17 protein-coding genes and 1 pseudogene are annotated in these 20,507 nt (G+C 62.2%); 9 read left to right on the top strand and 9 right to left on the bottom strand.

The genetic code is table 11. The annotated features are described in order from the left end of the window. Positions 1 to 604 precede the first annotated feature (604 nt). Both parA and AB4Y34_RS06030 read left to right on the top strand, forming a co-directional pair. A complete protein-coding gene (parA, locus tag AB4Y34_RS06035; RefSeq protein WP_013092840.1) occupies positions 605 to 1,267 on the top strand; it encodes a ParA family partition ATPase in 663 nt (220 codons plus the stop codon). A 24-nt stretch (positions 1,268 to 1,291) separates the two neighbouring features. Next, positions 1,292 to 2,347 (top strand): ParB/RepB/Spo0J family partition protein, encoded by a 1,056-nt coding sequence (locus AB4Y34_RS06030; protein ID WP_176378808.1) that lies wholly within the window; start codon positions 1,292 to 1,294, stop codon positions 2,345 to 2,347. Between the two features lie 59 nt (positions 2,348 to 2,406). On the opposite strand, the gene AB4Y34_RS06025 is transcribed toward AB4Y34_RS06030, so the two are convergent. Next, entirely contained in the window at positions 2,407 to 3,756 is a 1,350-nt protein-coding gene (locus tag AB4Y34_RS06025; RefSeq protein ID WP_176107091.1) for a replication initiation protein, read from the bottom strand. A gap of 1,966 nt (positions 3,757 to 5,722) precedes the next feature. Between AB4Y34_RS06025 and AB4Y34_RS06020 the strand changes: the two genes are divergently transcribed. Then, positions 5,723 to 6,952 (top strand): DNA-binding protein, encoded by a 1,230-nt coding sequence (locus tag AB4Y34_RS06020; RefSeq protein ID WP_368715520.1) that lies wholly within the window; start codon positions 5,723 to 5,725, stop codon positions 6,950 to 6,952. 70 nt (positions 6,953 to 7,022) lie between these two features. Here AB4Y34_RS06020 and AB4Y34_RS06015 read toward each other — a convergent pair whose 3' ends face one another. From AB4Y34_RS06015 to AB4Y34_RS06005, 3 genes are all read right to left on the bottom strand, one after another. Continuing rightward, entirely contained in the window at positions 7,023 to 8,105 is a 1,083-nt protein-coding gene (locus AB4Y34_RS06015; RefSeq protein ID WP_176378810.1) for a tyrosine-type recombinase/integrase, read from the bottom strand. A gap of 114 nt (positions 8,106 to 8,219) precedes the next feature. Further along, positions 8,220 to 8,618: a DUF2471 family protein gene (locus AB4Y34_RS06010; RefSeq protein WP_176378811.1), complete on the bottom strand. Its 399-nt coding sequence runs from the start codon at positions 8,616 to 8,618 to the stop codon at positions 8,220 to 8,222. A gap of 67 nt (positions 8,619 to 8,685) precedes the next feature. Beyond that, entirely contained in the window at positions 8,686 to 9,333 is a 648-nt protein-coding gene (locus tag AB4Y34_RS06005; protein WP_368715519.1) for a helix-turn-helix domain-containing protein, read from the bottom strand. A gap of 137 nt (positions 9,334 to 9,470) precedes the next feature. Between AB4Y34_RS06005 and AB4Y34_RS06000 the strand changes: the two genes are divergently transcribed. Both AB4Y34_RS06000 and tdh read left to right on the top strand, forming a co-directional pair. After that, the gene (locus AB4Y34_RS06000) at positions 9,471 to 10,676 is read left to right on the top strand and encodes a glycine C-acetyltransferase (RefSeq protein WP_176366407.1); all 1,206 of its coding nucleotides are present in this window, start codon (positions 9,471 to 9,473) and stop codon (positions 10,674 to 10,676) included. Between the two features lie 28 nt (positions 10,677 to 10,704). Further along, entirely contained in the window at positions 10,705 to 11,736 is a 1,032-nt protein-coding gene (gene tdh / locus AB4Y34_RS05995; RefSeq protein WP_176378814.1) for an L-threonine 3-dehydrogenase, read from the top strand. 41 nt (positions 11,737 to 11,777) lie between these two features. On the opposite strand, the gene AB4Y34_RS05990 is transcribed toward tdh, so the two are convergent. Next, the gene (locus tag AB4Y34_RS05990; protein WP_176378815.1) at positions 11,778 to 12,428 is read right to left on the bottom strand and encodes a YceI family protein; all 651 of its coding nucleotides are present in this window, start codon (positions 12,426 to 12,428) and stop codon (positions 11,778 to 11,780) included. A gap of 123 nt (positions 12,429 to 12,551) precedes the next feature. On the opposite strand from AB4Y34_RS05990, the gene AB4Y34_RS05985 reads away from it, so the two are divergent. The 4 genes and pseudogenes from AB4Y34_RS05985 to AB4Y34_RS05970 all read left to right on the top strand — a co-directional run. Beyond that, positions 12,552 to 13,223: a TetR/AcrR family transcriptional regulator gene (locus tag AB4Y34_RS05985; RefSeq protein WP_368715518.1), complete on the top strand. Its 672-nt coding sequence runs from the start codon at positions 12,552 to 12,554 to the stop codon at positions 13,221 to 13,223. A gap of 9 nt (positions 13,224 to 13,232) precedes the next feature. Beyond that, positions 13,233 to 13,712, top strand: a complete 480-nt coding sequence (locus tag AB4Y34_RS05980) for a DUF1348 family protein (RefSeq protein ID WP_368715517.1) — start codon at positions 13,233 to 13,235, stop codon at positions 13,710 to 13,712. 249 nt (positions 13,713 to 13,961) lie between these two features. Beyond that, the gene (locus AB4Y34_RS05975) at positions 13,962 to 14,477 is read left to right on the top strand and encodes a hypothetical protein (RefSeq protein ID WP_368715516.1); all 516 of its coding nucleotides are present in this window, start codon (positions 13,962 to 13,964) and stop codon (positions 14,475 to 14,477) included. A gap of 1,027 nt (positions 14,478 to 15,504) precedes the next feature. Beyond that, positions 15,505 to 15,762 (top strand): annotated as a pseudogene (locus AB4Y34_RS05970) (flavin reductase); the annotation flags it as partial. A gap of 128 nt (positions 15,763 to 15,890) precedes the next feature. Here the strand turns inward: AB4Y34_RS05970 and AB4Y34_RS05965 are convergent. From AB4Y34_RS05965 to AB4Y34_RS05950, 4 genes are all read right to left on the bottom strand, one after another. Further along, complete coding sequence (locus tag AB4Y34_RS05965) at positions 15,891 to 17,543, bottom strand: NRAMP family divalent metal transporter (protein WP_368715515.1); 1,653 nt, start codon at positions 17,541 to 17,543, stop codon at positions 15,891 to 15,893. A gap of 46 nt (positions 17,544 to 17,589) precedes the next feature. Further along, positions 17,590 to 17,730 (bottom strand): hypothetical protein, encoded by a 141-nt coding sequence (locus AB4Y34_RS05960; protein WP_368715514.1) that lies wholly within the window; start codon positions 17,728 to 17,730, stop codon positions 17,590 to 17,592. Between the two features lie 724 nt (positions 17,731 to 18,454). Next, on the bottom strand, positions 18,455 to 18,844 hold the full coding sequence (locus tag AB4Y34_RS05955; protein WP_368715513.1) for a BON domain-containing protein: 390 nt from the start codon (positions 18,842 to 18,844) through the stop codon (positions 18,455 to 18,457). A gap of 868 nt (positions 18,845 to 19,712) precedes the next feature. Further along, positions 19,713 to 20,471: an SDR family oxidoreductase gene (locus AB4Y34_RS05950; protein WP_176378821.1), complete on the bottom strand. Its 759-nt coding sequence runs from the start codon at positions 20,469 to 20,471 to the stop codon at positions 19,713 to 19,715. Positions 20,472 to 20,507 lie beyond the last annotated feature (36 nt).

Here is a 20,507-nt window from a genome sequence, read left to right as displayed (position 1 = left end):
ATCGATAGGGTGGGTCGGTTTATGCGCATAAACCGATGCTGCCTTCCGAGGTGAGCCGGTATCGTTTAATGCTCGCAGCGTCAGTTCTCATCGAGCCTGCGATTCGCTTGCGCGGGCGCAATACCCTCTACAACCTATACTCACTCGCTGATGAAGCGCCGCCCCCGCGTTTGCCGCTTGCTGCCGCGACGGCGAAGGAGCCGCCTCGGACGACTCGATGGCGAATGCTCCACCGGGTCAATTGCCGCGCGAACTTTATGCGCATAAAGTCTGGCCTGCCTTGGGTCGCTCAGATGTGGGCACTCCTTTTCTCCGCGAGATCAGCTCGCGAATCGCGACTAGTTGCCGACGACTGGGTACGCAGCACGCGAGCACTCATTCCTGTCGTCCCGTCCCCTCCGGGAGATAGCGACCAGCAACGCTTAAGCCTCAGTCCATCCCTGCCCTGACACCCCACAAGATCCCGGGGCACACTGCTGATGCCTCTTTATGCGCATAAACCCTTTGCCGAATGGCCTATTTCCGAATTTCCCTTACTCAAATGATTTGAAATAGCAATTCAACCAGGTAAAATCCATTTGCGTCTAAAAAGAGGGGGTGAAATTTGGCGGCAGAAATCATCGCGGTAACACAGCAGAAGGGCGGGGTCGGGAAGAGCACCATCGCGATGCATCTCGGCGCTGCATTTCACGAGAAAGGCAAACGCGTTCTCGTCGTCGACGCGGATGGCCAAAACACTCTGATCCACTGGGCCAGCGCTGCCTCCGACGGCGACATTGGTATTCCATTCGCCGTCGTCAACCTGTCCGAAGCAGGCAGCCAGATCCATCGCGAGATCAAGAAGTTCGTGGCGGACTACGACATCATCGTCGTCGACTGCCCGCCCTCCATCACCGAAAAAGTCTCCGGCGTCGTCCTGCTTGCAGCGAGCGTCGCGGTGATCCCAACTTCGTCGTCCCCCGCCGATTACTGGTCGAGTATCGGCCTCGTCAAGCTCGTTCAGCAGGCGCAGGTCATGAACGAAGACCTGCGTGCCGTGTTCCTGCTCAACAAAACAGAAGAGAAACGGATGCTGACGCGCGAGCTGAAGCGCGCGCTTGAAGAACTCGGCTTCCCTCTCCTCAAGACCCAGATTCCCACGCGCGAAGCCTACAAGCAGGCAATGGCGTTGGGGCAAACGGTGCTTCAGATGAACGACCGCGGCGCGAAGCTCGCCGCGCTCGAAGTACGGGCGTGCGCCAACGAGATCGCCGCCTTGCTCCCGTGAATTTATGCGCATAAAGGACCCTGAATGAAACCGTCCCAATTCGCCAAAGGCTTTCAAGCACGTCCTGACACGACTAGCAGTGAAAAGCGCACCGCACTCGACCGTCTGAATGCGATCGACGGGCTGGTTAAAAATGACGCGAAAAACTCCGCGATCGCCGGGCGTCCGATTCCGGCCGTCGTGCCGTCGCGTCTACAGGACGCCGAGATCCCTGATCCGGACAACGAATCGGCGGCCTACCGCGCGTGGCGGCTCGAGCACGGCTATCGTCCCGGCCAGATCATCGAACTGGCGCTCAAGACCATCAAGCCAAGCCCGTTCAATCCACGGTACTTCTATGTGAAGTCGTCGATTGCGGAGCTTGCCGTCAATCTGGCGAAGCAGGGGCAACAGCAGGCGATTCACGTCATTCCCGACTACGACAACCCAGGCACCTACTTCGTCAGTGACGGCGGCCGACGCGTGCGCGCGCTGAAAGAAGCGAACAAGGAGTCGGTGAAAGCGATCGTCATCGATCTGCCAATCGGCATCCAAAGCTACAAGCTCGGCTACGACCTCAACGTGCAGCGCGACTCGCAGACCGTTTTCGACAACGCGATCGTGTGGCGACGCTTTCTCGACGAGCGGCATTTCCAGAGCCAGAAGGAACTGGCCGAACATCTCGGGCTCGACGAATCGACGGTCGCAGTCGCGCTGTCCATCGCCAAGCTGCCGGAAACCGTGATGCAGGAAATGGTCGCGCGCCCTGACCGCTTCGGCTCGAACATGGCATACCAGGTCGGCCGCTATCACACGGCTCGCGGCGCGGACGCGACGTTGCGACTGATCAACCGGATCCTTTCCGACGATCTGAGCACACGCCAGGTCGCCGACATCGTCAAAGGGCGAGCGACCGCGCAGGAAAGCGCCAAACCGGCGGGCCGGCAGCGCTATGCGCAACGTCTGGAAATCAAGCTTGGTGGTGTGTCGGTCGGCGATCTGAAATCATATGGGGACGACCGACTCGAGTTGCGCCTGAAAGGCCTCACGCGTGAAAAGCGTGACGACATCCTGCGGCAGATTGAAAAGATGCTGAAGTAAGACATCAGGGGCGGTGCGCGTGCACCGCCCCTTGTCTTTCAAAGGCCGTTATCGACCCATCAGGCCGCGCGCGACTGGTTAAGGGTGAAGGCGAGCAGATCGCCGTCGGTGGGTTCGCCCCAGGTCCTGCGCGCGAGCCAGTCGAAGAACGCCGTTTCCACGATCTTCGAATCGAGCCCGCGACGCCGCCAGTCGTCGCGCATGTGCGTGCCGAGCCCCGGCAATTCTTCTTCCTCGAACGATTGCCGTGCGATATCGCGCTCCGACTCCCCCTGTTCGTTGTACAACTCGTAGGCCTGCTTGCGACGGTAAGCCGAGTATTCGCCGAGCAGACGCGCCTTCAGATCGTCGGCCGGCGATGCCATGGCCTTGCTGGTGCCGCCACCTGCCGGCAGCGCCTCGACCGGCGGCGCATAGCCCTTCTTCAACGCATCCTTGAACAGCGCCGGCGCGCTACGCACCGGCGGCAGCGACGTGCTGCGCATCCGCTGCTCGGTCATCTGCAACGCGGCGCGGATCCGGTTCTCTTCGCTGTCCGCGTAAAGCGTCTGCGCTTCCTTCAGCGGAATGCCGATCTTCACCATCCGGTCGACCAGCGTGCTGTCGAACACGTTCGGATGTTCGTCGAGCGCGAGCATCGGCTGCTTGCGCTCGGTCACGCGGAACTGTATTTCGGCGACGCGCCGACCCTCGCGATGCTCGATCAGTTCGACGAAAATGTTCGTGACCGCGTTGACCTCGGCGATGGCCGGGCGCAGGTAGTCGCGCTTGAAATACTTGTACTCGCGCTTCGCCTCGTCGCCGGCTTCGGTATCGGGCGTGCCCGACAGAATCGGCCGCCACCATTCCCAGGTCTCGCGCATCGTCAGATGGCTCGGGTTGGTCAGGTAGCGCACGCAGATCTCGTAGAGCGCGAGGCCCGCGCTGCTGCGCAGCTGGCTTTGGAACTGCAGACTCAGCCGTGCATACTGAACCGGATCGAGCAGCTTCTTCTTGATCTTCGGCGCAAACGAAAACTCGACCCAGACGCGACGCGTGGTCGGATCTTCGAGAATTTCCGCGTCCGCGATCAGCGTCGAAATTCCCCATTTGCGGCCGGGCTTCTGACTCGAGGTGCCGGTGCTCCACTCGACCTGCACCGACACCATGCGCCGCAGGTGCTCCTTGACGAGCGCGGTGTCATTGGAATCGAACGCGGAATTGGCGACGATGTCGGACAGCAGCGCCCGATAGGTATCGCCCGATTCATCCGCTTGCTGGGCCACCGCGAGCAGAACGTTAAAGAGCTTGCGCGTGAGCAACGTGATCTTGCCGCTCTTGGGCTGGATCGCAATTGCCTCGACGGCTTTGCGCAGCTCAGCCGAGCTCGGGCTGACAACATCGGTCTTTTTCGCGCGCTTCGTGGCCATGCGTCGAGGTGAGGGAGGGGATTTCGCGAGAGCATACCGGCTGTGGTGATACGCGTCTATAGCGCCCATCTCACCATTGCCGGTGAAGCGAGTTTACGAAGCGCACCTCACCTCGAGCAAGTCCCGAAAACCCTCACCTCGCCCGCGGGCCACGAGGATCGGGCTCTCCTTGCCGGTCGCGGCGTTTGCGAATCCGGCCCGTTTCGCTGCGTACCGGAACGGGGAGCACCTGATCCCGAATCTTCTCACCTCAAAAATTTTCGCGGATTTTTCGGGACGTCGTGTAAACGTACGGTGTCTGGAGCCGGTGGGACTTCGTCGTGCGGGCCTCGCGACGGTTTCGTCGATTCTCGCGTGCTGCCGGGCTACGCAAACTCCGCATCAATAAATGGAATTCACGCACGGTAGTGGACCCGCGGCGCGACGCGGGCGAGCAACGTTCGACTGCGCGGCGCCTCTCCTGACGACTCGACCGTCACCCCCGAGAAACCTGCTCCCGTTAACCATCGTTTGCGACTTCGAGCTTCGACCGAACTGCCATAGCAGGGGAGACGAGCCGTAGGCAAATCCTCACCACTCCGGTGCTCCCGAAAACTCTCACCGCAGCACCGCCGAACGGGACAACACGACACGCGTTTGTGTCACGCCAGTACCGCATTTCCCAAATGTGATCTCCTGAAAAGCCTCACCTTTGAGGCTGCTGGAGGTCCAAACGTCCCTGTCCTGAGAACTCCTGAAAACCCTCACCTTTGCCGTCGGAAAGGAAAAATTTCCATAACTTCAATAGCTTGCGCCCATTCCACCCAATGTTCGAACCGGGGGTGTCCCCGTAAAATCTCACCTTAAGCCGGCTTTTTCGCACCGCAGCACTTTTCATCGCCTTCCATGAAGCTCCCGAAAAGCCTCACCTTTGCGATCAGCGACCAGGTATTCCTACTCCCGCCAATTGCCATCAGCCGGGCATCTCCGGCCCGCAGCCTCCATTTCGATCCCGAATTTCCTCACCTTAACGCTCAGAACCAACGCCAGAGTGTCCCGAAATGCCTCACCTTTGGCGAAATCGCCGGCTAACCCAGCTCGCGGATCCGCTTCACCAGCCGGCGCCCCGAATCCCCTCACCTTTCCAATCGCGAGCGATTCCAGCCAGGCGCTCTTTTGGGTCGTCGACGCGTGACAATTCATCTTCGCTCCCGTAAAACCTCACCTCAGCGGTCTGGATGCGCAAAAAGAAAGCAAAATTGGCCGCGGCGTCCCGAAAAATCTCACCTTCGTTTCATGTTCTCTCCCGCCAGCGCTCACCAAAGGGGTTAACCACCCTAAAAAAGCCCCGAAAAAACCGCGCTCGCGAGCGTCCCGAAAACCCTCACCTTGGTGCCCCCCAAACCGAATGGGTACCTTTGAGAGCTGTCGGGCGCTTCGCGGTCATGAAGTCCCGCAAAACCTCACCTTTGCCCGAACCCCACGTCTACGGCGTTTCCTGAACCCGCTCACGTTCCATCCCGGACCCGCTCACCGAGTTCCCCGAACCTCATCACTCGAGTTTCCCGCAGACCCTCACCAAGTCTCCCGCAAAGCTTCACCTTGCCGGGCTGGAAGCCCCGCCAGACAAGGGCTTGCCGAGGCGTTAACGTTTTTAACAAGGGTTCAAAGGTGTTTACTTTTATTACTCTCAAGCCTTGAACCCGCGAGTCCCGTGAAACACGGGTCTTGCAACCCCAGCCACCGGTGACCAATCGTGAAACAGTGCGCGAACCCCGGAGAATCTAACAAAGCGCTTCTAATACAATGGCTTATTGGCTATTCTTCGTTTTGTTTCACGATAAAAAGCGGCATGGACGTGTTTGCTATCGCGATTTGCTTGCAAAACTCCGCCTGTATGCGGCAATCCGTTCGCCACTGATAAATCGGTAGCAAACACTACGTAAATTGTTATGATCCATCCAATTCGAGCCACATCGAGGTAAACATGAATCTGGATCAGGAGCGGCAAGCCATTCGCAATGAGCTTGAATCGATGCGTGCGCAGGGCGTGCGCCGCCAAGATCTGTCACTGCATGCATGCAAACGGCTCTTTTTCGATCTCGGCATCCGGCCATCGATGGCGGCCGTGCGCGATCTCACGCAAACCGGCAGCGCGAGCGACATCCCGAAAGACATCGATCATTTCTGGGAGCGCATCCGCAACGTTTCGCGGGTCAAAGTTGGAGCAGGCGCGATACCGAAGGCACTTGAAGATCGCGCCGGCGAACTGCTGGGCGCGCTATTCGAAGAAGCGGTCGTGCAAGCCAAAGCGTCGCTCGATGCCGAACGCGAAGAGATCCGCGCGCAGATCAGCGCCGCCGAACTTCGCGTACGCGACGCCGAAATTCGCCGGGATGCGGCAGACGACTCTATCAGGCGCAGTGAAGCGCGCGCCGAAGCCGCGTGGGAGCGGGTTCGCGCGCTCGAGGCTCAGTTATCGAGCGCGACTACGCACGGCAGCGTTCACCTCGAAGGTATGGAGGCAACCACGCGCAGGCTCGACCAGGAAAACGAGGCGCTGCGGCAACGGCTCGAAAACGAACAAGCCACCAATGCGGCGTTGCGCGACCGGATCGACGCATTGCACGTCGAATTGCGGCAAAGCACCGAGCACTATGCGCAGCAGATCAAGGATGCGGTCGCCGAAGCGGAGCGGCGGGTCAAGCCGATGCTGGTCGAACTCGATTCACTGCGCAGCATGGCCGCGACGTATCAGTCCGGCGTGCGTGACGCGAGCCGCAAGGAATTCGAGTTCATTCAGCAGATTGCCGCCGCCAAGGCGCGCGGCGACCGGCTCGACGCGCAGTTGCGCGAGCAGTCGGACGAAGTCGATGCGCTGACCAAAGAAGTCGCCGCCCTGCGTGGCCAGCAAGGCATCGATCCGGCCATCGCCGTGCTGCTTTGCTCGCTGGTCACCGAGGGGCGGCTCACGAGCAAAGAGTTGAGCATGATCGGCACCGCGGCCGACGGCCACGTGACGCTGCCCGCGCGATGCCCGAAATGCGAGGAAGGTGAGCCTGAGCTGTCGCAGGTCGATCACCGTTTCGAATTGTTGTGCCCGGAATGCGAGCACTCGTCCGGTCTCGGCGAATCGCGGCTCGCGGCGGTGAACCAGTTTCTGTCGAACGATGCGTCCACCGCGCCGTCGTCCCGCTCCGTGCATACGATCCGCTAACCAGAAACGGCCAATCCAACGGAAAAAACGTCAAAGGTGAGGAAATTCGGGAGCGGAAAGGTGAGGTTTTTCAGGGCTCGCCGGCTCCCGTTTGCCTCGTCAAACGCCCGTCACGCCGGGGCTCGGCCAACGGCACCGCCGCCGGATCGGGCTCCTCTGTCGCGGGCGAATCCTGCTGATCCATCCAAGTTTGCCACGCGCGATACAGCCGGTTCGCGGACACCCCCTGCACGAAGCCGAGCCATTGACCGACCTGTTCGGCCTCGACTCCGCTTTCGAAAAGTTCTGCCGCAAACGTGTTGCGCAAGGTCTGCGGACTCGCGCGCGATTGGCGCGATGCGGCAATTCCCGCTGCGTCGACGAGTGCATCCACCGCGCGCAGCATCGTGGCCTTGTGCATCGGCCTGCCGGAAGGCGACGCGGGAAACACGAGGTTGCCGGCCAATTCCGTCAGCCGACGTTCGGCAAGCCAGGCGTCGAGAATCGCCGTTGCGAACGGCGCGAGCCGTGTGCGTCGTGTCAGCATCGGATTCGTCGACTCGATCGTGACCCACGGCGAGCCCTCTCTCACGCAACTAACCGTAAGCGCTCCCGCTTCGCCTGTCTTGAGTCCCCCACCCAGAAACACGGCGATCAGCGCGCGATCGCGTCGCTCTCTCCAGCGCTGCGCGGTCGACAATGCCGGCAACGGCGCGAACAATCGCGCGATCAACGCTGTGCGTTCCGCATGCGTGAGAAACCCGGTCGGCTCGTTGTCGCGAGCATTGCGCCACGCGGCTTGCCCATCCTGAGCAATGAAACGCGCCGGGTTGGTCGACGCCGATTCGATCTCGCGCACGTGATCGAGCACCCGCTCGATAAGCCGTAAATAGCGGACCCGTTGCGTTTTGCGAATCTCGAGGCCGGCGACGAATTCCGCGATCGCGGGCGTGTCGACCGTCGCGAGGCTTTGTTGCCGCGCGCCGAGCCAATCGAGAAACTGCCCCCACTGCGCCTGATAGACCAACGCCGACGAGCGACGGAAATGCTGCTTCGCGAGCCACGCATCGAACGCGACCTGCGGGTCGCGACGCCAGTCTTCGCGTTGCTGATCGAACAGATCGGTAGAGGGCGCGGGACGGGGAACGGGGTCGGACAGATGGGGAGGTGACATGGGCATCCTTCTGTTAGTTGCTCCGTTCGGTCCGCGTATTGTAGGCGCTCACCGCAGCACGGCCGACTTCGAGGAACGGATGACAATCCGAGCCATCCCGACATGGCGCCGCCATCAGCCGCCCCACGCCCGGGCGCGCTTCAAAGGCGCACCGACCGGTCGCGGCAGCGCCGCGCGGCGCGCGGCTTCCTCGTACGCATTGACGGCAAACGCAAAAACGGCGGGCAATGCATTGGACGTGCCGAAATCCACGCCGTCATCGGTTTCGGGATAAGGCAGATCGGACGGGCGCTGGAACAGCCCGAGCATCAGCGCGTCGTGCCGGCTGGCAAAACCGAGATCGGCCAGCGCCTCGGCTTCGATGGCATGGAGCAGACGCCACGTGAGCGGCACCTGCTTGACGATGTAGCGCGCGGCGATGCTGCGCACGATATGTTCGAGATCGCGCGCGGCGGTCTGGTAGCGCAGCGCGGCGAGCGTTTGATCGGTAGGGTCGGTTTTCAGGTTGTTCATTCTCGGCTCCAATCGACACCTGATACTGTACAAACATACAGTATCAGGCGCAACCTGGCCGAACGGCCTAGCCGTGAATCACCACTAGCAGCGCCTTCGCCTCGCTCTTGCCGACGTTGCGAATCGCGTGGGGTTCATCCGCGACGTAGCGCGCAGTGTCCGCGACCTTGAGCCGCTTCGTCGCGCCGGCCGCCTCGATTTCGGTCGAACCGTGCAGCACGGTCAAATGCTCGCGCGTGCCAGGCTCGTGCGCGTTGGACACCAGCGCCCCGCCAGGCTGCAGCGTCAGCTCGTACCACTCGAACTTGCCGGCCAGCTCGATGGGTCCCCACACACGCAACTGGTATTTCGCATCATGACCGCTTAGCGTAGGAATATCGTGCGGTCCCGAAACGGCGATCGCCTCGGGCGACTTCGGCGGCGCAAACAACGAATCGAGGCTCACGCCGAGCGCGTTGGTCAGCCGCCAGGCAACCGCGATCGTCGGATTGGCCTTGTCGCGCTCGATTTCCGACAGCATCGATTTCGACACGCCGGCCGCTCGCGACAGATCGTCGAGCGTCATGCGCCGCTCGGCGCGCAGCCGCTGAATCTGCTCGCCGACGCGCGGCGGCGCCGCAATCGCCGCATTCGGCGGCAATGCCGCGCTAGCGGAGGTGGGCGCCGCAGTGGCCGCGGCGCGGCGTGTACCCGAACTTGCCATTTCCTGACCCATCGTTTAGAGTTGTTCGATATATCGGATTTTAGTTCGGAAAAACGAAAAAATCCGATAAAGCTGACAACCGACTATAACAGGCCGCCCTTCCCGCGCCCAAGCGAACGCGGGCGCCGTCACCCTCAGGAGTCCCGTTCATGCGTGACCAATACCTTGCCCATCTGCGCGGCACCCTCGACCAGATCCGCGCCGACGGCTTCTACAAGAGCGAGCGCGTGATCGCGAGCCCGCAGTCGGCCGACGTGCGTCTCGCCGACGGCAGCGATGTGCTGAACTTCTGCGCGAACAACTATCTTGGTCTCGCCGACGACCCCCGGCTGATCGAAGCCGCCAAGCAGGGCCTCGATAACGACGGCTTCGGCATGGCGTCGGTGCGCTTCATCTGCGGCACGCAAACCGTGCACAAGCAACTCGAGGCGGCGCTCGCCGCGTTCCTGCAAACCGACGACTGCATTCTCTATTCGAGCTGCTTCGACGCGAACGGCGGCCTGTTCGAAACGCTGCTCGACGAAAACGACGCGATCATCAGCGACGAGCTGAATCACGCGAGCATCATCGACGGCGTGCGGCTATCGAAGGCAAAGCGCTTTCGCTACAGGAACAACGACCTCGCCGATCTCGAAGCGCGTCTGCAGGAGGCCGATGCGGCGGGCGCGCGCTTCAAGCTGATCGCGACTGACGGCGTGTTCTCGATGGACGGCATCATCGCTAACCTCGCCGGCATCTGCGACCTGGCCGACCGGTACGGCGCGCTGGTGATGGTCGACGATTCGCACGCGGTCGGCTTCATCGGCGAACACGGCCGCGGCACGCCCGAGCATTGCGGGGTACTGGCGCGCATCGACATCATTACCGGCACGCTCGGCAAGGCGCTCGGCGGCGCATCGGGCGGCTATGTCGCGGCGCGCAAGGAGATCGTCGAGTTGCTGCGGCAGCGCTCGCGCCCGTACCTGTTTTCGAACACGCTGACGCCGAGCATCGCCGCGGCGTCGCTCAAGGTACTCGAATTGCTCGCCAGTGATGAAGGCGCGCAACTGCGCGCACGGGTGCGCGAGAACGGCGCGCATTTCCGCCGCGCGATGAGCGCGCTCGGCTTCACGCTCGTGCCGGGCGAACATCCGATCATTCCGGTGATGCTCGGCGACGCGCAACTCGCCGGAAAAATGGCCGATGCGCTGCTCAAGCAAGGCGTCTACGTGATCGGTTTTTCGTTTCCGGTGGTGCCGCGTGGCCGCGCGCGCATCCGCACGCAGATGAGCGCCGCGCATACGCCGGAGCAGATCGATCGCGCCGTCGACGCGTTCGCGCGCGTCGGCCGCGAGCTTGGCGTGATCCAGGCATAGTCGCCGCGTGATTGGAACGGAGAAGCAGATGAAAGCATTGGCAAAACTCGAACGGGGGCCGGGCCTCACGCTGACCGACGTGAAGAAGCCCGAAGTCGGCCATAACGACGTGATGATCCGCATTACGCGCACCGCGATTTGCGGCACCGACATTCATATCTGGAAGTGGGACGACTGGGCGCAAAAGACGATTCCTGTGCCGATGCACGTCGGCCATGAATACGTCGGCGAAATCGTCGAGATGGGGCAGGAAGTGCGCGGCTTTGCGATCGGCGATCGCGTGTCGGGCGAAGGACACATCACCTGCGGTTTCTGCCGCAACTGTCGGGCGGGCCGCCGTCATTTGTGCCGTAACACGATCGGCGTCGGTGTGAATCGCGAGGGCGCGTTCGCCGAATACCTGGTGATTCCGGCCTTCAACGCGTTCAAGATTCCGCCCGAGATCTCCGACGATCTGGCCGCGATCTTCGATCCGTTCGGCAACGCGACGCATACGGCGCTGTCGTTCAACCTCGTCGGCGAGGACGTGCTGATTACCGGCGCGGGGCCGATCGGCATCATGGCGGTCGCGATCGCGAAGCATGTCGGCGCGCGCAACGTCGTGATCACCGACGTCAACGACTATCGCCTCGACCTCGCGCGCAAGATGGGCGCGACGCGCGCGGTGAATGTGTCGCGCGAATCGTTGCGCGACGTGATGCACGATCTGCACATGGCCGAGGGCTTCGACGTCGGCCTCGAAATGTCGGGCGTGCCGAGCGCGTTTACGGACATGCTCGAAGCGATGAACCACGGCGGCAAGATTGCGCTGCTCGGCATTCCGCCCGCGCAAACCGCGATCGACTGGACCCAGGTGATCTTCAAAGGCCTCGAAATCAAGGGCATTTATGGGCGCGAGATGTTCGAGACCTGGTACAAGATGGTCGCGATGCTGCAAAGCGGCCTCGATCTGTCGCCGATCCTCACGCACCATTTCAAGGTCGACGACTATCAGGAAGCCTTCGCGACGATGCTTTCCGGCGAAAGCGGCAAGGTGATTCTCGACTGGACCGCTGCCTGAGTCGGCATCTCACTGCCTGAACGCCAACGCCCGCAGCGCGCTCACGCGCCTGCGGGCGTTTTCACGAATTCGGCCTGGATGCGCACGTGTATATCGTCGCCGACGGCCGGATACCAGGTCGTCAGACCGAACTTCGCGCGGCTGAAATGACCGTCGGCGGAAAAGCCGAGCGTGTCTTTCTTCGTCAGCGGATCGGGCGCGAAGCCGTTGAACGTGACGTCGAGCGTGACCGGCTGCGTGACGCCGCGGATCGTCAGGTCGCCGCTCAGCGTGCCGCGCGCTTCGCCGGTGCGCTCGAAACGCGTGCTCGCGAAGCGGATCTGCGGATACCGCGCGACGTCGAGCATGCTGTCGCTTTTCACCATCTTGTCGAGCAGCGGCACGTTCGTGTCGATGCTCGCGGCGTCGATCGCGACCGACGCCGTACTGCGGTCGAGGCCGCCGTCGTTCCAGTCGAGTTCTCCCTGCTTGCGATTGAAACGCATCGTAAAGCGCGTGTATTTGAAGTGATCGATATCGAACGTGATGCTCGTATGGTCCTGATCGATGTCGTAGCGTCCGGGCGGCACGCGCGCCTCGTTCTGACTGACCGAATGCGTGAGCACCTGGATCGGCGTGCAGGCCATCGCGCCCAGCAGCGTTGCGCCGAGCAGCGCGCGTAGCCATGCGGTGCGAACGGAGGATGGTTTCATCGAAGCGATTCCGGTTGAGCGGTGGTCAAGCGATCTCCATCAAGATAGCAGCAAGCGTACCCATCGCGCGGAAGCTCGAAGAAAAACTTGACGAGAGAGAATGATCGTTCTACCTTTTTGTCGATGACACACGATACGAATCCGACTGCCCAAAACGACGCGACCCAGCCCGGCACCGCGCGCGAACGCCTGCTCGATGCCGCGGAGGCGCTCATTTACGCCGGCGGCATCCACGCAACCGGCGTCGATGCGATCGTGCGGCAGTCCGGCACCGCGCGCAAAAGCTTCTACACGCATTTCGAATCGAAAGGCGCGCTGATCGCGGCCGCGCTCGAACGGCGCGACGAGCGCTGGATGAACTGGTTTATCGCCAGCACGCAACGGTACGGTAAGAATGCGCGCAAACGCCTGCTCGGCATGTTCGACGTGCTGCGCGAGTGGTTCGCATCGGCTGATTTTCATGGCTGCGCGTTTCTGAACGCGGCCGGCGAAATCGAATCGGCCGACGATCCGATCCGCGTCGTCGCGCGCAAACACAAGGCACGTCTGCTCGATTTCGTGAGCGCCGAATGCGACGCGTTCGCGGCGCAAGCGCACATCGATGCGCGTCGCGCGGCGCCGCTCGCGCGGCAATGGCTCGTGCTGCTCGACGGCGCGATCGCGGTGGCGCTCGTCAGCGGCGAAGCCGCTGCGGCGCTCGACGCGCAGACGGTCGGCAAGACCTTGCTCGACGCGGCAGCGAAACCCGCTGCCATCAAACGGCCGCCATCCCGGCGCACCGCACGACCTGACTGAGGAACCATCATGGCCGATACGATCGAAACCCGTCCGCCGCTGCCGCCGTTCACGCGCGACACCGCGATCCAGAAAGTGCGCGCCGCGGAAGACGCGTGGAACACGCGCGAACCCGAGCGCGTGTCGCTCGCGTACACGACGGATAGCATGTGGCGCAACCGCGCCGATTTCGTGCATGGCCGCGCGGAGATCGTCGGATTTCTGCGCCGCAAGTGGGCGAAGGAGCTCGACTATCGGCTGATCAAGGAGCTGTGGTCGTTCACCGACAACCGCATCGCGGTGCGCTTCGCGTACGAATGGCACGACGATTCGTACAACTGGTTCCGCTCGTACGGCAACGAGAACTGGGAGTTCAACGAGCACGGTCTGATGGCGCGTCGTCACGCAAGCATCAATGACCTGCCGATCCGCGAAGCCGACCGCTTGTATCGCTGGCCGCTCGGCCGGCGGCCCGACGATCACCCCGGCCTGTCCGATCTCGGTCTGTAGACGTTCCCACCACGTTCATCGCCGACGGCGCGCCCGCTGCGCGCCGCGAACTTCTTCACCGCGTGTTCATCAGGACGCCATCGGTTCTCCTTTATCCTGGCGGTTCCGGCTGCGGGGCACGTCGCATGCCCGGCCGGGCCGAGCGAGTCCTCAACATCGAGCGCGCGGCTTCAGGTACAGTGCGCGTCGGGCGGCACGCGGATCGCCAGAACACGATGACACCGGCGCTCGACCGGTGACGGAGAGGAAATGCACTTCAGGCAGATGAACAAGAAAATCCGGCGCGCCGCGGTGGCGCTTTTCGCAAGCTTCGCGGCGGTCTCCACGGCACACGCGAACTGGTGTGACGGCGGTGTATGGGTCGACGCGATGCTCGGCTCGTATCACATCAATCCCGATCCCGATACGCACTTCGAGCAATTCAACCCCGGGCTTGGCGTCGAATGCTGGCTGAACAACCAGTGGGCGCTGACGGCCGGCGGCTTTCGCAACTCGCTGCGTCGGCCGTCCTACTATGGCGGCGCCGTGTGGGCGCCCGAGTTCGCGCATTGGGGCATCGTGCGGATCGCGGCGATCGGCGGGATCATCTCCGGCTATAACTACGGCAACTGGGGTCTCGGCAGCAATCATACGATCGGCCCGGTGGTCGCGCCGATCGTGATGCTCGAATACAAGCGCGTCGGCGCGAACTTCATCGTCATTCCGCCGATCCCTTCGGATAATCTGCCCTTTACGATTGGTTTTCAGGTGAAGGTGAAGTTCTGACGGAGTTGTGCGTTGTCAAAAGAGTTGCGACTTTTGGCAAATCACCTAAATCGGACAACAAAGTTGCGACCTTCCGTCTCATACTACGAAAATCTGCTCGCTCTGTCTTACGGGGCGCTGCGCGGTTGGAGCGCTGGCACCCAATCGCACACATCGATATCGATTCTCGCTGAAGTGACGGCGGCGAAGAAGAGCGTGTTGCTACCGGCAATCCTCAGGGTCGAGCGTGGGAAGACGGAAAAAGAACTCACGAATGACACAGCAATAAATGCAAGGCATCTCACATGGTTGGATGATGCCTGACTTCCCGGTGTACAGCCACGAGGCGGCCGAGCGCAGCTTCCCTGCATGATTTCACGCAGTTCGGAAAGGTCGGTCTGGGAATGGCCAGCCGCTGTCACCACGGACAGGTCGCATCTTTTTTGTACTGCGATAGGAGTCGGAAGCAACGAGGGCGATGGCCCTAAGGTGAGGTTTTTCGGGAGCAAAAGGCTCCCGCCTCACCCCGATCGAGCAATTGCCGCGAGCATGAAGCCTCGAATGCGGAGTTGACTCCTTAAATTCCTCACCTTTGCGAATCCGTGTCGTTCTCCTGACTCCTGGAAATCCTCACCACCCCTGGAAGATCTCACCTTAGCAGGCTCGCTTCGACTTTTAGCCCTGCATTCCAGCGCACTTTTCTCGCACTGAACACCGACACGCTCCGCGCTGGCTGCTCCGAAACGCCGTTATTCACCACAATGCTGAAGCCAGCGAAGCACGTTTCGCGCGCGCTTTGACGCGTCTCCTCTCCATCGCCATTCCGACGCACACGGCGCTAGCCGTCGCACATCCCGCCAGCCGCTCCCGTAAATCCTCACCGTAGCGCCACCTCCTGGAACTCCTCACCGTTCGCGAGTCGCCCGATGCGGCCGTGGCCCATGCACGCCGATCATATCGACCATTTTTGGCCCGAATATGCCCGCGTTTATCGCCGCTCATATCGCGCAGCCATGTCGTCCGGATGTGATTCCGGGCACGCCGGGCAAATTTTGCGGGCATGACCGGTCTTTCGATGGAGGATCGCTCCAGGCTGCCCGTATGGGATCAGGGCGAAAACGATGTGCCGGTGCTGCGCGGCGCGCTAGCGAGCTTGCAGGGGAAGATCGTCGAAGCGAAGAAAGTCGGCTCGCACTCGGTCATGTTCGTGGAGACCACGCAGATTCGCGTGCGCGCCGATGGCGACAGTCTGATTTACTTCGACCGGAATTTTCACCGGGTGCCGCGCGCGTGGAAGGGGCAATGAGTTCAATGAGTTGTTCGAAGCGCTGCCGGCCGGCTCGGGCTCCGGCAGCGCTTGCGTTGTCGTTCCGGACGTGGCTCCCGTAAAACCTCACCATTGCCCGGACCTCCTGGAACTCCTCACCTTTCGCACTACTTCAGCAGCGCCATTTGCACGACCTTGACGATCACGAGCGCGATCGCGAGCAGCAGATAGCCGCGCAGCACGCCCATCCATACGCGTTTGGCGAGCGTCAGGCGCGGCGGCGGTAGTTCGTCGAGCGGCGGCATGCGCCATGTGTTGCGCGCTTCTTTCGTACAGACCGGAGCCGGCTCGGCTGCTGCGGCGGATTCGCCGCGCAGTTTGCGAAGCCCAATGCTCGCCGCATACCCGACGACCGCGAGCAACGTGCCGCCCGCCAGTACTTCGATGATCGTTTCCGCCGCGATGTCCGGATAGATCACCGACGCGGTCAGGATGATCGACAGCATCACGAGCACCCAGATCACTGAGCCGGTAAACAGATTGAGCTTCTTCGAGTTGGCCCACGGACCGAGCACCGCGCGGTCGTTGCACAGCAACAGCAGGAACACGGTCGCGCTCGGCAGCAGCACGCCGGCGAGCGTTTGCACCGCTTCGGTCAGCAGACCGAGCGGGCTGCCCGGAATCAGCACCAATACCGCGGCGGCTGCGACGATCGCGAAGTACACGACGTAGAAGCCCTTCGCGTCCGACACGCTTCGGTGCAACGAATGGCGGATCTTGAACACGTCGCCGATCGCATAGGCGGTCGATAGCGACACGGCCGCCGCGCCGATCACGCAGGCGTCGAACAGCGCGATCGCGAACAGCACCGCCGAGGTCCGTCCCGCGTATCTCTCCAGACCGGCGATCACACCGCCCGCGTCCGTGAAGTTGCCGAAGCCGGGCCGGCCGTCGAACAGCGCCGCGCTGAACGAGATCATCGCGACTGCGCCGATCAGCACGAACACGATGCCGATCCACAGGTCGGCTTTTTCGTAGTTCATGAAGCGCGGCGTGATGCGCTTGTCGACCACATAGCTCTGCTGGAAGAACAGTTGCCAAGGAGCGACCGTCGTACCGACGATGCCGATCACGAGCAGCATCACGTCGGACAGCTTCGAATGCGCGGGCCAGTTCGGAACGAAGAAGTCGCGCGCGATCTGGCCGACCGGCGGATGAATCGATACGAGCACCGGCACGAGCAGCAGGCTCAACACGCACAGCGCGACCGCGAAACGCTCGAAGCGGCGGAAGTCGCCGGTGCTGACGGCGGCCATCGTCAGCGCCGCGGCGATGCACACACCCGCGATCTTCGAGACGCCGAAGAAGTCGAGCACGAACGTGATGCCGATGAATTCCGTCACGATGGTCAGCGCGTTCAGCAGGAACAGATCGACGACGCTGAACGCGCCCCAGAACTTGCCGAAGCGCTCGAAAATAAGCCGCGCGTGGCCCACGCCCGTGACCGCGCCGAGCCGCAACACCATCTCCTGATTGACGAACAGCACCGGCACCAGCAACAGCATGGTCCACAGCAACGTGGTGCCGTAGTTCTGGCCGGCCTGCGTGTAGGTGCCGAATGCGCCCGCGTCGTTGTCGCCGACCATCACGATCAGACCGGGGCCGAGGATCGCGAGCAGCGTGCGCATGCGCGCCCACCAGCTGGTGCGCGGTGCGATGTCATGGTGAGCGATCGTGCCGAGCGCGCCCTTGATATCGCCTACGTGTGCCGAATCGAGCACGGCGCTGCGCGCGGAGGAAATGTTCGTCGGAGTAGACATGTCGTTCTCTCCTGGTTGTAGTTGTCGGAGGTCGGGTCGCGAAACGCTATGCCACGCGCGACATCACGCGACGGCAGAAGGCGATGAACGGACGCGATTCGCGCGGGCGGAGCACGAGCAGAGCGTCGTAAAACGCGCGCGATTCCTGTACGCGCGGGAACTTCGAAAGAAGGAGGCCGAATTGCATTGGGTATCTCCGTGCGCCGGTTTCGACGCGCTGGTGGAAAGCCAGCAGACACGGAGGCCGCGTATGTCCGGGCGCGGCGGTGGAGGTCTACTCGCTTTCCTCAGTTAATAGAACAGGGAAGCGGCATAAGGGATAACTGTCACTGCCAGGCATGGCGGCTCCTTGTTGGCGTGTAGCGTGTATGAGCGATTGATACGTTCGCTACGCACGTTCGCTAAGCACGTTGCTACACACGTGTTTATCCACGCGTTCGCGCGCATTGCGTTGAACTGACTGCGTTGACTGACAACGCGCGCGCAAACGCGACCGCAAGCACGAGGCTCGCGATGCGACGCCGTATCAGCGCAGGGACGCGTTTGAACGCGGCGTTCCTGTCATGCGGAGACGACGTTACGTTAGGTGCACGGGAAAAGACTGTGGCGCGCACCGTCTGCCTGCTGGCAAGACGGCGGCTGATGAAGAGAGCGCGGACGTCCTGCCGGTCAGGCAGCGAAACTGTTCGAAAGTCGGCTACTGCAGGTGTCCAAGGCGCGAGCCCCATTGGTGATGATTCTTGAATTCTAGGGTTCGGTTTCCGCCGAGGTCAACCTGTTTCTCAAGCAGAGCGGAGAAAATGTGCGGCGCGCAACGCCGCGCACTGTGAACGACGTGCGGATCGACGCCGATAGAGGGGGAAGGTCGAACAGGCGGCATCGATCCATCCGGCCGACGCCGCCACACAGGCTTACTGATTGGCGCGCCGTCGCACCGTCAGCCGGTTATGCACGCTTCTGACGCCGCGAACCGATCGCGCCGCATTGCCGGCTCGCTCGATTTGCGATTGCCGCGGAACCGTGCCGCTCAGCGTGACGATGGCGTGGCGCGATTCGACACGGATGTTCGCAGAATTGAGGTTCGTGGTGCGCGTGAAAGCGCGGCGGACGTCGCGGACGATCGCGCTGTCGGACCGGTCAGCGTGCCGGTTCGAAGCCACTGGGGCCGGCTGGCTTTGCATCGACGCATCGTTCGGCATCTCGCGCGTCTGTGCGTTCGCATAGGTCGCGCAAGTCGCGCAAGTCGCGATGGCCATCGCGACCATTGCGCCGAGGATTCTTCTCGCGCCGTTTGTTTTCATTCTTCCTCCTTTGCCGGTTTGCCAGGAACTGCCGTTCGAGCCGCGTGTTGCCAGCGTGGAAGAGGCGACGCAACGCACTGCCGCCTCGCGACGAGTAATCGACCGCCGGCTCCGATTATATTCTGCGGCGCAGGCGTCGATATCGATAGGTGAGAAGATTCGGGAGCAGCCGAGGTGAGAATATGCGCACCTGTACGCGCACTTCAAAACTAAAGGTGAGGGTATTCGGGAGTCGCCTCGACGGTGCGATAAGTTGCGAATGGCTTCTTGGGAAGCATGGTTTCGGTCAGAAGCGCAATGCGGTGAGGCCGTCTCCAGGAAGCCGGCGAGGGCTCACGTCGGTTACTGGTTGTGCCTGATCGAATGATCGTGGCGGGTGCGGCACGCGAAAGGTGAGAACTTTCGGGAGTGGCGCGGCGGCGGCTCTTTTGCAACTAACCGGCCGTGCCAGAAGCGAAATAAGCCGTGCGGCAAGCGGCGTGCGGCAGTGCACGCATTTTGCCTATCAGCCATAGGTGAGGAGATTCGGGACTCAAAACGCGTCTCATGCAGTCGCCAATCATTGCATCCATCGCGTTGGCCGCTCGGCGGCTGTGTAACGTAAGTCGTTGAATGTCCAGGCGATCTGCCGCTTACGCGGCCCGCATCGGGGACGCGAACCGACTGCGTTCGATCAATGGTGAGGATTTTCGGGAGCAGTGTGTAAGAGCCACGCCGCGCGCGCTGAAATGCCCCGCGAGCCCTCATTTCACCGCAAAGGTGAGGCTTTTCGGGAGCGCTGACGACGCTACCAGACGCCGATTCACCGCCACTCCGTGCCAAAGGTGAGGCTTTTCGGGAGCGGCGGCACTCGCCCGCGATCACCCGTTCAGGCCGGTTTCGCGATCTCGCGAATGTCCGCGACCGGCGTCTGCCCGAAAGCATCGCTAAGCGCGTAGTCGATCAATCGCTCCGCGGATTGCTCGGGCGTCGACAGTTGGCCGTTGCGCTTCAGGTCTTCAAAGCGCTGGCGCATCGGGAATTGCTCTTCGCCGCTACCGCGAATTTGCGCCTGCATGTCCGTATCGATCACACCCGGCGCGAGACTGCAGATGCGCAGCGCGCAAGTCGCATCGAGCGCGACGGCGCGCGCGTGATGATCGAGCGCGGCCTTGGTCGCGCAGTAGATGCTCCAGCCCGGATAAGCGTTGCGCGCCGCGCCGCTCGAAATGTGCACGATGCGCCGGTCGGTTGCGTCGACGGCCGCGGCGGCGAGCGCGCTCGCGAGCATCAGCGGCGTCGCGACGTTCAGGCTCACCGCGTCCGCGACGTTCGCCGCGTCCTGACCTTCGATGGGCCCGATCGGTTCCACCGTGCCCGCATTGTTGATCAGCAGCACCGTCTGCGCGCCGCGCACGAAGTTGCTCAGCGCGTCAGTGGCGATCCATTGCGCGACGCGTGCGGGCTCGGCGAGGGGCAGCTCGATCTCTTCGAGCTGCGCGGCAAAGCGCGCCTTTAGCGCCGCATTGCGCGAGCGCGACAGACCCAGCACCATGACGTTGCGCGCGAGCAGTTGTTCGGCGAGCGCCGCGCCCAGGCCGCGCGTATGGCCGGTGACGATCGCGCGGATCGGAGAAGATGAGGTCATGTCGTTCCTTGTGATCGTTGTCTTGCAGAATCGTCG

The sequence above is a fragment of the Paraburkholderia sp. BR10954 genome (assembly GCF_040965775.1).
Lineage (GTDB): Bacteria > Pseudomonadota > Gammaproteobacteria > Burkholderiales > Burkholderiaceae > Paraburkholderia > Paraburkholderia youngii.
The sequence above is the reverse complement of the archived record's forward strand: the minus strand, read 5'-3'. Positions and strand labels throughout refer to the sequence as shown.

Excerpts from the sequence above, each read along its gene's own strand:
- AB4Y34_RS06030 (WP_176378808.1), top strand. The coding sequence starts at position 1,292 with ATGAAACCGTCCCAATTCGCCAAAGGCTTTCAAGCACGTCCTGACACG.
- AB4Y34_RS06025 (WP_176107091.1), bottom strand. The coding sequence starts at position 3,756 with ATGGCCACGAAGCGCGCGAAAAAGACCGATGTTGTCAGCCCGAGCTCG.
- AB4Y34_RS06020 (WP_368715520.1), top strand. The coding sequence starts at position 5,723 with ATGAATCTGGATCAGGAGCGGCAAGCCATTCGCAATGAGCTTGAATCG.
- AB4Y34_RS06015 (WP_176378810.1), bottom strand. The coding sequence starts at position 8,105 with ATGTCACCTCCCCATCTGTCCGACCCCGTTCCCCGTCCCGCGCCCTCT.
- AB4Y34_RS06010 (WP_176378811.1), bottom strand. The coding sequence starts at position 8,618 with ATGAACAACCTGAAAACCGACCCTACCGATCAAACGCTCGCCGCGCTG.
- AB4Y34_RS06005 (WP_368715519.1), bottom strand. The coding sequence starts at position 9,333 with ATGGGTCAGGAAATGGCAAGTTCGGGTACACGCCGCGCCGCGGCCACT.
- AB4Y34_RS06000 (WP_176366407.1), top strand. The coding sequence starts at position 9,471 with ATGCGTGACCAATACCTTGCCCATCTGCGCGGCACCCTCGACCAGATC.
- tdh (WP_176378814.1), top strand. The coding sequence starts at position 10,705 with ATGAAAGCATTGGCAAAACTCGAACGGGGGCCGGGCCTCACGCTGACC.
- AB4Y34_RS05990 (WP_176378815.1), bottom strand. The coding sequence starts at position 12,428 with ATGAAACCATCCTCCGTTCGCACCGCATGGCTACGCGCGCTGCTCGGC.
- AB4Y34_RS05985 (WP_368715518.1), top strand. The coding sequence starts at position 12,552 with ATGACACACGATACGAATCCGACTGCCCAAAACGACGCGACCCAGCCC.
- AB4Y34_RS05980 (WP_368715517.1), top strand. The coding sequence starts at position 13,233 with ATGGCCGATACGATCGAAACCCGTCCGCCGCTGCCGCCGTTCACGCGC.
- AB4Y34_RS05975 (WP_368715516.1), top strand. The coding sequence starts at position 13,962 with ATGCACTTCAGGCAGATGAACAAGAAAATCCGGCGCGCCGCGGTGGCG.
- AB4Y34_RS05965 (WP_368715515.1), bottom strand. The coding sequence starts at position 17,543 with ATGTCTACTCCGACGAACATTTCCTCCGCGCGCAGCGCCGTGCTCGAT.
- AB4Y34_RS05960 (WP_368715514.1), bottom strand. The coding sequence starts at position 17,730 with ATGCAATTCGGCCTCCTTCTTTCGAAGTTCCCGCGCGTACAGGAATCG.
- AB4Y34_RS05955 (WP_368715513.1), bottom strand. The coding sequence starts at position 18,844 with ATGAAAACAAACGGCGCGAGAAGAATCCTCGGCGCAATGGTCGCGATG.
- AB4Y34_RS05950 (WP_176378821.1), bottom strand. The coding sequence starts at position 20,471 with ATGACCTCATCTTCTCCGATCCGCGCGATCGTCACCGGCCATACGCGC.